General features: G+C 70.5%; 14 protein-coding genes and 2 pseudogenes. 5 read left to right on the forward strand and 11 right to left on the reverse strand.

From position 1 onward, the window contains the following. The first annotated feature begins 172 nt into the window (after positions 1–172). Together ALI22I_RS05740 and ALI22I_RS55375 are read left to right on the forward strand one after the other, a co-directional pair. On the forward strand, positions 173–817 hold the full coding sequence (locus ALI22I_RS05740; protein ID WP_077004477.1) for a thiopurine S-methyltransferase: 645 nt from the start codon (positions 173–175) through the stop codon (positions 815–817). Between the two features lie 174 nt (positions 818–991). Continuing rightward, positions 992–1,297, forward strand: a pseudogene (locus ALI22I_RS55375) (transposase); the annotation flags it as partial. Between the two features lie 247 nt (positions 1,298–1,544). On the opposite strand, the gene ALI22I_RS05745 reads toward ALI22I_RS55375, so the two are convergent. The 4 genes from ALI22I_RS05745 to ALI22I_RS05765 all read right to left on the reverse strand — a co-directional run bounded on the left by ALI22I_RS05745 (position 1,545) and on the right by ALI22I_RS05765 (position 5,865). After that, positions 1,545–2,957 (reverse strand): FAD-dependent oxidoreductase, encoded by a 1,413-nt coding sequence (locus ALI22I_RS05745; RefSeq protein WP_143531986.1) that lies wholly within the window; start codon positions 2,955–2,957, stop codon positions 1,545–1,547. 296 nt (positions 2,958–3,253) lie between these two features. Beyond that, complete coding sequence (locus ALI22I_RS05750; protein ID WP_083751456.1) at positions 3,254–3,682, reverse strand: cellulose binding domain-containing protein; 429 nt, start codon at positions 3,680–3,682, stop codon at positions 3,254–3,256. A 453-nt stretch (positions 3,683–4,135) separates the two neighbouring features. Beyond that, positions 4,136–4,609, reverse strand: a complete 474-nt coding sequence (locus ALI22I_RS05755; RefSeq protein ID WP_238598140.1) for a GNAT family N-acetyltransferase — start codon at positions 4,607–4,609, stop codon at positions 4,136–4,138. A gap of 707 nt (positions 4,610–5,316) precedes the next feature. Continuing rightward, the gene (locus ALI22I_RS05765; protein ID WP_077004480.1) at positions 5,317–5,865 is read right to left on the reverse strand and encodes a helix-turn-helix domain-containing protein; all 549 of its coding nucleotides are present in this window, start codon (positions 5,863–5,865) and stop codon (positions 5,317–5,319) included. A 56-nt stretch (positions 5,866–5,921) separates the two neighbouring features. Here ALI22I_RS05765 and ALI22I_RS05770 point away from each other — a divergent pair, with 56 nt between their 5' ends. Beyond that, on the forward strand, positions 5,922–7,193 hold the full coding sequence (locus ALI22I_RS05770; protein ID WP_077004481.1) for an alpha/beta hydrolase: 1,272 nt from the start codon (positions 5,922–5,924) through the stop codon (positions 7,191–7,193). A 104-nt stretch (positions 7,194–7,297) separates the two neighbouring features. Further along, entirely contained in the window at positions 7,298–7,555 is a 258-nt protein-coding gene (locus ALI22I_RS05775; RefSeq protein ID WP_077004482.1) for a hypothetical protein, read from the forward strand. A 467-nt stretch (positions 7,556–8,022) separates the two neighbouring features. On the opposite strand, the gene ALI22I_RS50450 is transcribed toward ALI22I_RS05775, so the two are convergent. The 7 genes and pseudogenes from ALI22I_RS50450 to ALI22I_RS05805 form a co-directional block, all read right to left on the reverse strand. Beyond that, complete coding sequence (locus ALI22I_RS50450; protein ID WP_179118112.1) at positions 8,023–8,199, reverse strand: hypothetical protein; 177 nt, start codon at positions 8,197–8,199, stop codon at positions 8,023–8,025. A 167-nt stretch (positions 8,200–8,366) separates the two neighbouring features. Then, positions 8,367–8,657, reverse strand: coding sequence for a DUF3040 domain-containing protein (locus tag ALI22I_RS05780; RefSeq protein ID WP_077004483.1), 291 nt, complete (start codon positions 8,655–8,657; stop codon positions 8,367–8,369). 195 nt (positions 8,658–8,852) lie between these two features. Next, the gene (locus ALI22I_RS05785) at positions 8,853–9,410 is read right to left on the reverse strand and encodes a TraR/DksA family transcriptional regulator (RefSeq protein ID WP_077004484.1); all 558 of its coding nucleotides are present in this window, start codon (positions 9,408–9,410) and stop codon (positions 8,853–8,855) included. Between the two features lie 80 nt (positions 9,411–9,490). Next, entirely contained in the window at positions 9,491–9,814 is a 324-nt protein-coding gene (locus tag ALI22I_RS48725) for a hypothetical protein (RefSeq protein ID WP_143531989.1), read from the reverse strand. A 196-nt stretch (positions 9,815–10,010) separates the two neighbouring features. Beyond that, positions 10,011–10,292, reverse strand: a pseudogene (locus ALI22I_RS05795) (NAD(P)/FAD-dependent oxidoreductase); the annotation flags it as partial. A 152-nt stretch (positions 10,293–10,444) separates the two neighbouring features. Next, on the reverse strand, positions 10,445–11,998 hold the full coding sequence (locus ALI22I_RS05800; protein ID WP_077004518.1) for a PucR family transcriptional regulator: 1,554 nt from the start codon (positions 11,996–11,998) through the stop codon (positions 10,445–10,447). 700 nt (positions 11,999–12,698) lie between these two features. Beyond that, on the reverse strand, positions 12,699–13,853 hold the full coding sequence (locus ALI22I_RS05805) for an epoxide hydrolase family protein (protein ID WP_077004485.1): 1,155 nt from the start codon (positions 13,851–13,853) through the stop codon (positions 12,699–12,701). Between the two features lie 63 nt (positions 13,854–13,916). Here ALI22I_RS05805 and ALI22I_RS05810 point away from each other — a divergent pair, with 63 nt between their 5' ends. Then, a complete protein-coding gene (locus ALI22I_RS05810) occupies positions 13,917–14,867 on the forward strand; it encodes a helix-turn-helix transcriptional regulator (RefSeq protein ID WP_077004519.1) in 951 nt (316 codons plus the stop codon). The last annotated feature ends 1 nt before the right edge of the window (position 14,868 follow it).

Here is a 14,868-nt window from a genome sequence, read left to right on the forward strand (position 1 = left end):
ACGTCCTCGGCCATCCACCTGCCCCCCGGATCGGCTCAGGTGCTTGGGCCGTGCGCCTTTCGGCTCGGGTGCCGACCGAACGACGGGTGATGTTCTGCCCAGTCGGCCGACCGAGCAGAACATCACCCGTTCGGACCCGTCTCCAGCACGCTCCGCGCACCTCTAGTCCAGCATGGAATCCGAGTTCTGGTACGACTCCTGGGCGCTGGGCGGCACGAAGACGAGCTTCCACCTGCCGGACGTGCACGAGCACGCCCTGCTGCTGGCCCGGCTAGGCCTGGTGGCCGGCGCCCGGGTCTTGGTGCCGCTCTGCGGCAAGACCGCCGACCTGCGGTTCTTCGCGGAGTCGGCGGCGGAGGTCGTCGGGGTCGAGCTGGTGCCCAGGGCAGTCGCGGAGTTCTTCGCCGAGAACGACTTGGACCCGGTGGAGGAGGAGCCCGACGTGTTCCGCTGCGGCAACCTCGTGATCCGCCGCCAGGACATCTTCAAGCTGACGCCGGAGGCACTCGGCCCGGTGGACCTGGTGTACGACCGGGCCGCGCTGATCGCGTTCCCGTACGACATGCGGCGGCGCTACGCCGAGGCGATCACCCGGCTGGTGCGGCCTGGTACCCGGTACTTCATCAACACCCTGGAATACCACCCGAGGCTGTCGACGCCGCCGTTTACCGTCGGGCCGGAGGAGATCGTCGACCGCTTCGGGCACGCGTTCGAGGTCGAGCACGTGGCCGCGGAGCCCAGGCCGAGCCATCGGATGGTCGAGAAGTTCGGCCTGACCAGCCTGGTGGAACACGGCTTCCTGCTCCGTGCACGCTAGCTGCGCTGTGCGGGGACGTTGGTGACAGGCGATGCAGGGGTGCCCGTAGGTCACCCTTGAGGACAGACCCTAACCCACTGCTTTCACGGGGATTGGCGTGAGGGTCGCCGGATCACAGAGAAAGGCGCTCCGAGCTGCAAGGATATGGCTTGTCCAGGCCTTGCCCAAGGCGGACGCGTCGGGCGCAAGGTCCTCATCCGCACGACGCCGCCGGCGGCACCCACGAGTTCAGCGAATGGCTGCACGCAAGGAAACTGGGCTACTCGCGGGGGTTCACCCTGCCCGACGACGCGGTCGCACACCTCGCCCTGATCCCCGCACGCGTGGACACCGGCCTACGACGACGAGTGCTCCCCGCGCGACGGGGCGTGGGTCGCCGAGGCCACCGGCGTGCCGGACCTGTCCTGATGGCCGAAAGGGATGCGGGTCGTGATCCGCAAGGAACGACCCCACCCCGGCGCGCAGCTGCGGTTCACCGACAGCCGCTGGGCACGGCCTCAAGCCAGGCCGCCACCCACACGAAAGATCCGGGCTAACGCCCTGGGGATGCTCACCCCGATCGAGTATGAAAGGCTCCATACAGTCCAGCCCGTGGCATGAAGTCCGGTGAGCCGACTCCGTCGAACCCCGGGCGCATCAGAATCTCCACCAATCCCGGAGCGCTTCACTAGGGCGCCGGCGTCACAACTTGACCGGAGTCCTGCGTTCAGGACCCTGGAATCGACGCTCAGCGCACCGCCTGCGGGAACCGCAGGACGCGGTCCGGGTCGTAGCGGCGGGCCACGGCACGCAGCCGGCGCAGGTTGTGCCGGTACGCCGTCCGCGCCCAGTCCTGCTGCTCCGGGTCCAGGTAGTTGATGTACGTGCCGGTGCCGATCAGGCCCGCCAACGCCGACTGCGCCTGGTCCACCTCACGCGTGACCTGCTCGGGGGGCAGGTCGCCGACGGTGCCGAAGACCTCGACGGACGTCGGCGCGCCGCGGTGCGGGTAGGCCGTGTCCGTCGGCGTCCGCCGGTCGATCGCCCCGCCGAGCGCGCCCACGATGAGCAGCGCGCTGTCCATGCCGCGCACCGTGTCCGCCACCGCCGCCGGGTCGTCCCACCGCTCCGCGATCCGCGACGACGCGCGGAACGCGTTGCGGGTCGGCTGACCGCCGGTCATGATCGCCGTCGCGGTCGGGTAGTCGACCTCGGCGTGTTCGATCGGCGCGTCGACGCCGACCGCGTCGAGCAGGTGGGCCAACTCCCCGAGCACCATCCCCTCGCGCCCGACCGCGCAGCCGAAGACGTCCACCGCGCCGTCCGGCATGGCCACGCAGGAGCTGGACACCTCCTCGGGCAGCGCCACGCTCCACGGCTGCCAGCCGCCGAGCACGTCCGCCGCCGACCCGGCCGGGAACCGGACGCGGAACACGGTCAGCACCTCCGGCACCGGCACGGTGGCGAACCCGAACGACGTGACCACGCCGAAGTTGCCGCCCCCACCGCCGCGCAACGCCCAGAACAGATCGGGTTCACGGTCCTCCGACGCGGTGACCACCCGGCTGTCCACCGTGATCACCCGGGCGGCACGCAGCCAGTCGCACGCGAGGCCGTACGTGCGTTGCAGCCAGCCCAGGCCGCCGCCGAGGGTGAACCCCGCGATGCCGACGGACGGGCAGTTGCCCAGCGGCAGGCACCGGCCGGCGGCGGCGAGCGCCGCGTAGACGTCACCGAGGCGTGCGCCCGCGCCGACCACGGCGGTGCCGTCGGGCCGCACCTCGACCCCGGCCATCGGCGCGAGGTCGACCACCAGGCCGTCGTGCGGGGTGGAATAGGCGGCGTAGCCGTGCCCGCCGCTGCGGGCGGCCACCCGGATGCCGGACCGGCGTGCCTCCTCCAGGCAGCGCTGCACGTCCTCCGGCCGCACGCACCGGGCGATCCCGGCCGGCCGGTGGTGGTCGAACAGCGAGTTGAACGGCAGCCGCGCGGTGTCGTAGCCGTCGTCGCCGGGCAGCAGCAGCTCACCGGCCAGATGAGCGCGCAGCCGCGCCCACCGCGCCGGCCGCGCGTCCGCGACCGCATCTCCGGCGACGACCGCCGCACCCGTGGCCACCGCCGCACCCACCCACCGCAACACGTTCCGCCGTGATACCGTCACACCGCCTCCATCGCCGGTCTTCCGTGCATCCAACAAGGAGCCCGATCAGGGCAAACCGCTGTTTCGAGCAGTGGGACGCCGTGGCCGTGGCCAAGGCGTCGAGGTGATGGCCGACATGGCGCTGTCCCGGTCAACGCGGTGACCGACGCTTCGGCGCAGTCGTAGGATCGGGCGCGGTTTCTCACCAACATGGCAGCGTCCCTGGGTGACGGCGACGTGCCGGCCGATCACCAGGACGTCCTCCGGTGCCCATGCCGCACTCGACGATCCGGCGGATGACGGGACGGATGTCGCGGTCAGGTGGTGCAAGGGACGTCGTTCAGGGTGACGTTGGAGACGGCGACGCCGGTGATGTTGGCGTTGCGTCCGTTGAATCCGATGTTGGCGTACCGGCCAGGGGCCAGGTTCGGGAGCCAGTCGGGGGCGTTGACCTGGATGTGGCCGCTGTACGAGAGGAACTTGCCTCCGTAGGTGCTCTGGATGACGGCACCAGGGGCCAGGTCGAACTCGACCCACCAGCCGTTCGCCGGGTCCGGGCCGATGTTCGTCACCGTCAGCAGGGCCCCGAAGCCACCCGCGAAATTGGTGACCGTGTACTCGAAGCGGCAGGCGGCCTGCGCCGAGGACCTGGTGTCCGAGGCCGATGCGGCGGCGGCCGTGGTGATCAGGGCGATCACGCCGGCCACGGCTGGCAGAACAGCGGATAACGCGTGTCTGAGCTGCATGACTCTCCTTCCGGACGAAGGGCGGCAAGGGCTTGTCGGCACGTTAACGGCCGCGGACAAATGTGCGCAACGCCCATTCGCAGCACGACGTGAACGTTCAACCTCGACCCGCGAAGTGCGCGCACCCGGCTGCGGATCCACACGCCCGGCACGGACGGCAGCCCGCGTCCGCGAGGTCGGGGCTGGACTCGGGGTGGGGGCTTGCGGATGTGCATCCGCACGTGGAACCGGCCGGCTACCGCGCCGCCGATCGCGGTCACTCCGGGAACCGAGCACCGCCGACTCGACAGCGGCACCGCGGCGACTTCTTCCTCCGACGCAACGGGATTCCCGTTGTGTCCATTGTGGTCACGCAATGCCCCTGCGGGGTTCCAGAAGTCGGCCGTAAGGTCTGACCTGCGCGTTAGGCTGCTGCAGGTTCGCACTCTGATGGCTGACAGGAGCACGGCTCCTTCATCGCATTCCTGCGGGCCTGCGGGACCATTCAGTCCACAGTGGACGGTATCCGCAGCGGTGTCGGAACGGCGCCGACAGCGGGTTCATGGCGTAGTAGTGCAACAAGGTCACCCCGACACCCGCGGCGTCCAGAGCGTCATGCGCAGTCGCCACGAGCGCGGCCCCGACACCATCACCGCGATGCCCGGCACCCACGACCAGGCAGCCCACATAGGCGACAGGGCCGGCTGCCACCGACGCGGCGACCCGGTCCGCCCGTTCAGTCGGGGTCACCACGACAAGACCGGTGACCGCGCCGGCAACCTCCGCCACCCACGTCCAGGACGAGGTGGGCCACGCGAGTCTCGCGCCCAATATCCGGCGCGAGTTCGCCTCGGTCGAGGGCCGCGGCACCCTGCCGCCGAACTGCTGGTTCCACCGCGCCAACTCCAACTGGAGACCGACCGCCGCATCCAAGTCGGCGCCTCGCATCGCACGCACGGTCACTCCTTCCGGTACCGGCGGTACCGGGCGTCCGGCGGGTCGAGCGGCCAGTATCATCGGGACATTCGCCGACAACGTGCTGCGCCACCCGAGCAGCTGACGAAGGTGGGCGTTCCGACGGAACCGCCAGCAAGGCGATGACAGCGGTCGACCCGTGAACGGCCGGTCCGGTGCCGTCGATTGAGGACGGACAGGATTCCCGATCACCATCCCCGACCAGGTTGCGATAGGCCCGGTGAGCACCAGGATCAGCTTGCGGCGGCGGACGCCTGGTTGGCGGCATCCCGCCCGTCTCGTGGTTCTCGCCTTCCTCGCCGCCACGGCGTTGCTGATGCTTCCCCGTCGCGACCGAGACCGGCCGTCCAGCGGGGCTGTTGACCGCTCTGTTCACCCTCGATGTCCGGTGTCACCGGGACCGGGCCGGCCGTGGTCGACGGCGTCGTGCTGGTCGGTGTTCGACGGGATCGTGGTGCTGGTGCTGTTCCAGGTGGGTGGGTTCGGATCATGACGCTGCCGACTGCGTTCGAAGTACGGCGTCACCGTGGTCGGCGTCAAACGACCGGGGGAGGGCTTCACCTATGCCACTGCCGTCACCGTGGTCGACCGCGGTGACGTGCTGATCGTGGCCCGGCCGCGCCGCCGAAGTGGAACGCGTCGCGGACCTCACCTGACCGGTACGACGGCCAATCGCCCGGTCACCCACTGGCTTCGGTGTGCGGTTCCTCGGTCGGGAACAGGATCGGGCTGAGCAGGTAGCGCGAGCGGTCCGGCGTGGCGTGGTTCGCGAGGCGGGGTGCGATCGCGGCGCGCAGTTCGCCGATCAGGTCGAGGAGTTCGTCCCGGCTGAGCCAGATCCCGTGCTGTCGGAAGCCGACGAGGTCTGTCGCCGGGTCGGCGCCGTCCCGGTCGAGGTAGGCGTTGAACTCGGCGTGCAGGGCGGCCATCGCGGCGGCGAACGCGCGTCGGTAGTCGTCGGGTGACGCCGACGCGGCCGTCTCGGCGTCGATCACCGCCCGGTCCTGGCGCAGCCGGTATCGGCGCTCCACGGCGCCGCGCACCCGGCGTTCGTCGGCCACCTCCAGGACCCCGCCGGTGGCGAGCAGGTCGACGTGCCGGTAGACGGTCGCCTTCGAGACGTCCGGTATCAGGGCGCACAGCTCGGCGGTCGTGAGCGTCCGGCCCCCGCGCATCGCGTGCACGACGCGCAGCCGCACCGGGTGCGTCAGGAGTTCCGTCGTGTCCACCTCTTTACGATCTCATATCTGCTACCGTTCGCAAAACTGAGAAAGGTGGGTGTCCGATGGTGCTGGGAACCGGCCCGGAGGCGACCGGCGTCGCGGTTGTCGAGCTGGCGCGCGCCGGGCGCTTCGCGGAGATCGAGAAGCTGTTCGCCCCGCCGCTGCGGGCGTTGATCGACGCGGAGGCGGTGCGCGCTGCGTGGGTGACGGGGATCGGGGCGGTGTCCGGCGTCGGTGAGCCGGTGAGCGAGCCGGCCGGGACGGGGCTGGTCCAGGTGAGCGTTCCGGTCGAGTGCGAGCACGGGGCAGTCACGGTGGTCGTGGCGATCGACGACGTGGGCAGGCTGCACGGTCTGCAACTCGCGCAGGCGGTCGCCGCGTCGTGGGCGCCGCCGCCTTACGCCGACCCGGAAGCGTTCGACGAGCACGACGTCACGATCGGTTCCGGTCCGCTTGCCGTGTCCGGCACGGTGAGCCTTCCCCGGGGCGACGGCCCACGGCCCGGTGTGGTGCTGCTCAGCGGTGGCGGCCCGTTCGACCGCGACGCGACCACCGGGCCCAACAAACCGCTCAAGGACCTGGCCTGGGGCCTGGCGAGTCGAGGTGTGGCGGTGCTGCGCTTCGACAAGGTCACCCACACCCACGGCGCCCTCGTGGCGGACACACCGGACTTCACGATGGCCGACGAGTACGTGCCGCACGCGATCGCCGCCGTCCACGTGCTCCGGCAGCAGCCGACGGTGGACCCCGCACGCGTCTTCGTCCTCGGCCACAGCATGGGAGGCAAGGTCGCCCCACGGGTCGCGACCGCCGAGCCGTCCGTCGCCGGACTGGTGATCCTGGCCGGCGACACGCAACCGATGCACCGGGCCGCGATCCGCGTCATCCGCTACCTGGCCTCGCTCAATCCAGGCCCCGCCGCAGACGCCGCTGTCGAGACGATCACCCGGCAGGCCGCGGTGGTCGACAGCCCCGACCTGTCACCCGCCACGCCGGTGGAAGCACTGCCGTTCGGGCTGACCGGCGCGTACTGGCTCGACCTGCGCGGCTACGACCCGGTGTCGACCGCGGCGGCGCTGGACCGGCCGATGCTCATCCTCCAAGGCGGTCGCGACTACCAGGTGACGGTCGAGGACGACCTCGCCCGCTGGCGGACGGGCCTCGCGCACCGACCGGACGTCACGATCCGCGTCCACGACGCCGACAACCACTTGTTCTTCCCCGGCACCGGCCGATCGACTCCCGCCGACTACCAGGTGGCACAACACGTCGACCCGGCCGTCGTCGCGGACATCGCCCGCTGGGTGACCTCCGACGGGGGACAGAACCACTGAACCCTGTCCGCGATGACCACCGGCGCGGGTATCACTCCAGCTTCCATCGGGAGAACGCGTCCTGGACGTCGAGAGGCGAGTGGGCGAGCGGGTTCGTCGCGGCCATGGCCGCCCTGCTCGCCGAGTTCAACGCCTACCTCGACCGGCCGGGAGCCGACCCGTTCGCCGATTCCGTCGGCTACCGGCAGGGCACCCTCTGGCTCAGCCCCGACGAGCTCACCGAGATGATCGGCGCGCTGCGCGACGTCCTCAGGGCCAGGGCGGACAACGAGCCCGCGCCCGGCCGCAGCCCGCACCTGGTGAGCGCGATCTTCTTCCCGATCGAGGAACCACCGCAGGACCGGGCCGACGCCGCAGGATGACCACCGCGCACAAGCCGGAAAGCGCACGTGACTGTCCAAAGAGGGATGTCGGTGTGGCGTTAGGTGTCCCCGCGGTCGGCGGACAAAGGGATGCGCACCCTCCAGGGACGTGGTGGGGTCTCGAGCATGGCGCTTGATTGCCATCGTTCGGTGCCGAATTTCGCGCAGTCGCACCGCGTATACCTGCGTGTTCACGTCCATCAGGCGGATGCCCAGTGCGCCGGATCTGCAGCAGGCGTTTCCACCAGACGTTCAGCCGTTTTGCGGCGCGCGGTCAGAGGACTGATCCTCGCGCTCGCCGCCATGTCACTGCTCGGGGGAGCCGCGGCCGTCGCGGCTCCCGCCGTCCAGAGCGCGGAATCCGTGCGGGCGACGGCGACCACGACCCGCGCCGAGATCATCAACCGGGCCAAGACCTGGGCGTCCCAGGGCGTGCCCTACAGCCAGACCAGCTGGTGGAGCGACGGCTACCGCCAGGACTGCTCCGGCTTCGTGTCGATGGCCTGGAACCTCGGCACCTCGCTGACCTCGGTCACTCGGCCACGTCGCCGCCCGCGGCCCAGACTGCTGTCCGATCCGTCGACGCCTGCCACGACAGGCCCATCCATGATGTTGCTCATCGCGACCTCCCGAACAGTGTTCACGTTCCCAGCTCCCGATGACTCCGCGAGAGGGCGCCGTCGGCGGTATCGGCCGTCAGCCCGTGCCGCTGAGCGCGCGGAGATTCACGTACCGGCATGGGCCTTCGCCGGCTCGCCGGCAACACGCACCCACCCGATGGTGCCGAGAAGGCTGGGCAGAGGTGGTCGGGTCAATCGTCGTGTTCCCGTCGGGCGGCGGTGTCATGGAAGTACTGGGCCAACCAGACCAGTCCCGCGACGAGACCGTAGCCGAGCGCACTGCCGGGTGATCCGGCCAGCAGCATGAGAATGGCGAGAAGTGACGCGATGGCGATGACCATCGGGTAGAGCCACCGGCGCCCCGCCGTCGGTGTCGGTTCGGGTGCGTCGAGCGCCCGGAAGGATCGCTCGAAGTCCGGGTCGTCGACGACCAGTTGGCGTTGGATCTCGCGCAGAGTCTCCTGTTCGTGGTCACTGAGCATGATGACGCACCTCCCTGGATGCATCCCAACACCGGAGGACCGGTGTGCCGGCCAAAATCATCTCGTCGATCCCCCGAGCGGTCCGCCCGCAGGATCGACAGCGCGGACCGGGTCTGCCGACGCCGACGTGATGCCTGCGACCTGCCGGCGAAACGGTGTGCCCAAGCAGTTCCCGGCCTTTCGACCCGTCACGATTCAGCGTAGAGCGACAGATTGCGGAGTGCAGCGGTGTCGGCGCCTGGCCGTGGTGTCACGGGCGTGTCGTCGGCGCCGACGACGGTTGTGGCCTCGCGGTGTTCGGGAGGCGGAGTGCGCCGGCAGTCCGTTCTCCGGGCTCGAACCGGCGTCGGGACCGTCGACGGGCGTGAGGCGTTGCCGGCAGGTCAGGCACCACCGCGAGGTGGGGATGGCCCGCAGCAGCAGCATCGGGATGTCGGTCCGGCAACCGCGGCAGCGGCCGTAGTCTCCCGCCGCGACGAGTCCGAGCGCGATGTCGATGTCCGCCAACGCTTGTCGCGCCGCCGCGGCGACCTTGAGCGTGACTTCGCGCCGCGCGGCGTCGGTCCCGATGACGGGGACGGGTACCGCGGTGTCCTCGACCGTGTCCTCGGCCGTGTTCTTGATCAGGGCGTCGAGTTCGGCCAGTTGCTCCAGCCGGAACCGGCGTTGGTGTTCCAGCATGGCGCGCAGGTCGGGCAGGTGATCGGCGAGGCGGTCTCGTGGGGCGGCGTGTTCTGCGGGTGCGTGGGCCACGGTGGGGTCTCTCTCCGGTTGTGTCGTGGCGGGTGATCCTGCGGTGTCGGTGTGTCCGGCCCGTGGGGGCGTCCACACCGTCAGGGTTGGGTTGCTGCAACCTCCACGCGCCCTGCGGGGCTCAGCGGCTTGGAGGTGGTATCGGCGCGGGTCGAGGGGTTGGCGGCGTGGCTGTAGGGGACGGCCTCGATCAGCGTGACTCGGATGGTGGCGCCGTTGGGGACCTGGTAGGTGCGTTGCTCGCCATGGCGGGCTCCGGTCAGGGTCGTGCGGTGGTCGTCCTGGTCAACGCGTTCGCCGGTGCCAGACGCGGGGGCCGGCGTGAGCAGTGCGGTCAGTTCGGTGCGGAGCCGGTGATGGGCTCGTGGTGTCAGCCAGACGCGGTCGGTGCTGGTGTCGGTCATGTGGTGTCCCGTGGTGTGCTCGCTCGGACCTGGTTTCGGGAGGTGTGGTGGGGCGCCGTCAGGGCGGCCGGGGGAGGGGGAGGGCCGCCCTGACGGCGGTTGGGTCCGTGGGGTCGGGTTCTGGGGGGGCGCCGGCTCCACGGATCGGGGGAGGGTGGATCAGCGGTGATGGCGGGTACTGGTGGGCGCGGGGTTCTCAGCGCACGGCGTCGAACTCGCGCAGTGCGGCGGGCTGTTTGCCGGTGGTGATCTGTTCGGCCAGCAGCCAGCCGGTGACCGGGCCGTGGGCCAGACCCCACATGCCGTGCCCGGCCGCGACGTAGATCCCCGGCGCGCGTACCGCCCCGACGAGTGGCCGCCCGTCCGGTGTGACCGGGCGTGGCCCGACCCTGACGTCGGTGTGCTCGTCCCAACGCACTCCGCGCAGCAGCGGACGCGCGGAGGCGAGGATCGCGTCGAGCCGGGCGCTGACGGCGGGGCCCGCCGTCGATGCGCTCACCACCAGCCATGACCACCTCCACACCAAGGCGAGTGTCGCCGTCCAAGGCCAGGATGGGGGCGGGCGGAGCACCTCCGCTTGTCCGTTTTCCACAATCAAACGGGCGATGTTGTCCGGGTTCTACAGTGGTGTCATCGGTCGTTCTCGGCGGCGGCCAAGTCGATGATCATGGCGAGGCGTTTGCGGGCGTCGTCCAGGTCGAGCGGGGTGAGCTCGGCGATCCGGCGGAGTCGGTTGCGGATGGTGTTGGGGTGCACGCCGAGCCGGGCGGCGGCGTCGGCGAGGTCGCCCTGGGCCTCCAGCCACGCGCGCAGCGTCGCCACGTAGTCGGTGGCGTGCTCGGTGTCGTGTCTGCGCAGCTCGGCCACCGGCCCGCGGGCCGGAGTCCGCCCTGTCCGCGCCGCTGCCCGCAGACGCTGCAGCAGGATGTCGTTCCAGGACTCGTCGTAGGCCGGTGGCACGGTGTTCGATGCAACGGTGTCCGGTGGGCGTGCCTCGCGCAGCGCCAGGCATTCGTCGGCCTCCTGCCGGGACGCGGGCAGATCAGCGGCGAAGGAGGTCCCGCCGATCCCGGCCGACACGGTCACGTGCGGGGGCAGCGCGGCACGCAGCGAGGCCACCCACTCCCGTGCCGCGCTCGCCTGCTCTCCCGGCAGGATCGTGTAGAGGGTGTTGCCCGCCAGGGTGCTGCGGCCCGGGCGTGACCAGCCGAACCCGGTGGTGGCCCACTCGAAGGCCAGCAGCAGCGCGGCGTGCAGCTCGGACGCGACGTGCGCGTGGACCGCGATGACCCGCAGGGCCTCTCGCGGCAGTCCGAGCTGGCTGACCACCGTCGCGGCGTCGGCGGTCCCCTCCAGCAATCGGATCACCAGGTCGGACTCCACCTGGCGTTCCAGATCCGCGCTGGCCCGCGACCGCAGCAGGTGGAGTGCGACCGTGCGGGCGCCGTCGGTCAACGCGGCACGGCGCACACCGGTCAGCGGAACTCCGCAGGCGACCCACACCGACCCCAACAGCTCGCGGCCCGCGCGCGCCGCCACCACCATCCGTCCGGTCAGTCCGTGTGCCGGTTCCGGTTCGACGAACAACGGCTCGTCGGAGGACTCCAGATGCGCGAACACCCCACGCGCGTCGAACAGCGCGCGCAGCCGGTCCGGTGCCTGCCTCCCCAGGATCGTCTCCGATCGGGCAGGGTCGGCCCCTTGCTGCAGCCTCGAATAGGCCATCACCCGCGACAGCCGGTCCTCGACGGTCACCGCACCGCCGACCGCGCCCGCCAGGCTGTCGGCCAAGGCGAACAGGTCGGTCGGGCCGCGACCCGACGCGGTCTCCCGACCCTCCAGCACCAGCCCGTAGACCACCCCCGCGAGCTGACTCCACGACACCGCAGGATCGACCACCATCACCGCCACACCCGCGCTCTCGCCGACCGAGACCGCCTCCCGCTCCTCCGCGGCGCCGCCCCGGACCAGCACCACGACCGCCCGCGCGGACACCGCCCAGCCCACGGCCTCGGTCACCGACACGGCGCCCACCGCCAGGAACACGTCACCGCCGACCACCCGGGCATCCGTGGCGTCGTGCAGGACCACGCTGCGCACCTCCGCCGACCGCGACACCGGACAGCAGCACAGCCGCACCCCGTACCCGCCCACCACGTTCACCAGGCGGTCCAACCGCACCACGACCATCACCTCTCACCCGACAACCCACCGTAACCACCCCGGCGGGAGCCGTGCCTGGCCCGTGGCCAACTGACACGTCCGCGGACGCCTGATCACCACGGCTTGTCGATCGCCGGTGGAGGGCTCGGCGGGTGTACTGGGCCGGAATCGGTCATGCCGGGAAGTCTGCCTGGCCGGTGGGTCTTTCCGGCTGCGCTCGGGCCTTCAACGGCGACAGTCACGCCAACGGCCCTGCCAGGGAGCCACGTGGCGAGGTGGCCGGTGCCACCGAGAAGGTCATCCCACAGAGGTGGTTAAGCTCTACGGACAACCTGACCAGTTACCGCGCAACCAGCACGGCATAACCGCACGAACCTGCTGAGTCGCGTCTGCGACGATGCGCAATGTCGGTGAGACAAATCGGGTGCAAAATGATGAGGACTTTTGTCGAACCGCTGGTCGACGGGTCACCAGACGATGTTTCGGCGAGACCTGCATCGGTGGTGGCCGCGTGATTGACCAGGGTTGTGAGTTCTCGTGTTCGGCTGCGCTTTCTCACTGATTCTGTGAAACGTTTGTGGTCACAAAAGCGCCTATCTTGCGCTTGCGCAAGGGCGCCGGCGGTGCCGCGGGGCGAGGGTCGCTGCGGCCCAGGAGTTGCTGACCATGTCGATTCCGGTCGTTCGCTGAGTCTGAGCACCGAACACCGCCGCGGCGGGTGTCAGCGCAGCTTGCCGAAGAACTCCCGGACGTCGTCGACGAGCAGGTCGGGGGCCTCCATGGCGGCGAAGTGGCCGCCGCGGCCGAATTCGGACCAGTGCACGACGGTGTGTTCGAGTTCGACAGTGCGCCGGATCGACACGTCCATGGGGAACACCGCGACCCCGGTCGGCACGGTGGAGCGCTCGCTCGCGCCCCAGGCTCCGGCGTGCGCGGTCTCGTAGTAGCTGTTGGCCGAGGACCCGGCGGTGCCGGTCAGCCAGTACAGCATCACGTTGGTGAGCAGCAGATCCCGGTCCACCGCGTCCTCGGGCAGTTCGGCGGACGGGTCGGTCCACTCCTTGAACTTCTCCACGATCCAGGCCAACTGCCCGACCGGGGAGTCGTGCAACCCGTGCGCCAGGGTCTGCGGCCGGCTGATCTGGATCATCGCGTAGCCGGACTGCTCGGTGTTCAGGTACTCCAGGTGCGCCAGCCGCGCCCGTTCGGCCTCGGTCAGCTGCCCCACCTCGTCCGGGTCGACGTCGGTGAACGCGGCGAGCCCGTTCGCGTGCACGCCGACGACCTTGTCGGGGTTGAGCCGGCCGAGCCCGGGGGAGACGACCGCGCCGGTGTCGCCGCCCTGCGCGCCGTAGCGGTCGTAGCCGAGCCGGTTCATCAGTTCGGCGAACGCCCTGGTCACCCGGTCGGTGTCCCAGCCGGTCTCGCGGGTCGGCCCGGAGAACCCGCTGCCGGGGATCGACGGGATCACCAGGTGGAAGGCGTCGGCAGGATCGCCGCCGTGTGCCCGGGGGTCGGTGAGCGGGCCGATGACGTTCAGGAATTCCACGATCGAGCCGGGCCAGCCGTGGGTCAGGATCAGCGGCAGCGCGTCCGGCTCGGGCGAGCGCACGTGCAGGAAGTGGATGTTCTGCCCGTCGATCTCGGTGGTGAACTGCGGGTAGGAGTTCAGCTCGCGCTCGTGGACGCGCCAGTCGTAGCCGTCGCGCCAGTACTCGGCCAGCCCCTTGAGGTAGCTCACCGGCACCCCGCGGCTCCAGCCGACATCGGGCAGGTCCGCGGCCCACCGGGTCCTGGCGAGCCGGTCCCGCAGGTCGTCCAGGTCGGCTTGGGGGATGTCGATGGTGAAGGGCCGGATCTCGCTGTTGTTCTGCACACCGACAACCCTAGGAGCCGGTTAGGTCAAGTTCGGTCCTAGGACGGTGGCAGACTTCGAACCATGTGGGAAACCTCCGCACGCCTGCTGCGACTGCTCTCGCTCCTGCAGACCCGACGTGACTGGTCCGGCGCCGAACTGGCCGAACGACTGGAGATCACTGCGCGCACCGTGCGCCGCGACATCGACCGGCTGCGCGGCCTCGGCTACCCCGTGGAGGCCACCGCGGGCACCGCCGGCTACCGGCTGGGCGCCGGTGCGGATCTGCCGCCGCTGCTGCTCGACGACGACGAAGCCGTCGCGGTCGCGATGGGCCTGCGCACGGCCGCCGGCGGTTCGATCACCGGCGTCGAGGAGACTTCGGTGCGGGCCCTGGCCAAGCTTGAACAGGTACTGCCGTCCCGGCTGCGCCACCGGATCAACGCCCTGCGGTCGGTGACGGTGCCGATGGCCAACACCGGCCCCACCGTCGACCCGGGCACGCTCACCGCCATCGCCGCCGCCTGCCGCGACTCGCTGCGCCTGCGCTTCGACTACCGAACCCACGACGGAACCACCAGCATCCGCACGACCGAGCCCCACCGACTGGTGCACACGGGCCGGCGCTGGTATCTCGTCGGCTGGGACGTCGACCGCCGGGACTGGCGCACCTACCGCGTGGACCGCCTCGACCCGCGCACGCCCACCGGCCCCCGCTTCACCCCGCGCACCCCACCGGATCCCGATATCAGCGGCTACACCTCGCGGGCGATCTCCACGTCGGCCTACCGCTACCAGGCCCGGTTCACCCTGCACGTCAGCGCCGAGACCGCGGCGGAGCGGATCACCCCCACCACCGGAGCGCTGGAGCCGATCGACGAGCACAGCTGCACCCTGCGGGCCGGGTCGAACTCGCTGGACGAGTTGGCCATCTACGTGACGACCAAAGGGTTCGACTTCCGGGTGCACGAACCCCCGGAGCTTGTCGAGCATGTCAGGACGCTGGCAGCCCGACTCGCCGCCGCGACGGATTAGT

The sequence above is a fragment of the Saccharothrix sp. ALI-22-I genome, assembly GCF_001984175.1.
Classification (GTDB): domain Bacteria; phylum Actinomycetota; class Actinomycetes; order Mycobacteriales; family Pseudonocardiaceae; genus Actinosynnema.

Coding starts and splice junctions, on each gene's coding strand:
- ALI22I_RS05740 (WP_077004477.1), top strand. CDS start 173: ATGGAATCCGAGTTCTGGTACGACTCCTGGGCGCTGGGCGGCACGAAG.
- ALI22I_RS05750 (WP_083751456.1), bottom strand. CDS start 3,682: ATGCAGCTCAGACACGCGTTATCCGCTGTTCTGCCAGCCGTGGCCGGC.
- ALI22I_RS05755 (WP_238598140.1), bottom strand. CDS start 4,609: ATGCGAGGCGCCGACTTGGATGCGGCGGTCGGTCTCCAGTTGGAGTTG.
- ALI22I_RS05770 (WP_077004481.1), top strand. CDS start 5,922: ATGGTGCTGGGAACCGGCCCGGAGGCGACCGGCGTCGCGGTTGTCGAG.
- ALI22I_RS05775 (WP_077004482.1), top strand. CDS start 7,298: ATGGCCGCCCTGCTCGCCGAGTTCAACGCCTACCTCGACCGGCCGGGA.
- ALI22I_RS05780 (WP_077004483.1), bottom strand. CDS start 8,657: ATGCTCAGTGACCACGAACAGGAGACTCTGCGCGAGATCCAACGCCAA.
- ALI22I_RS48725 (WP_143531989.1), bottom strand. CDS start 9,814: ATGACCGACACCAGCACCGACCGCGTCTGGCTGACACCACGAGCCCAT.
- ALI22I_RS05810 (WP_077004519.1), top strand. CDS start 13,917: ATGTGGGAAACCTCCGCACGCCTGCTGCGACTGCTCTCGCTCCTGCAG.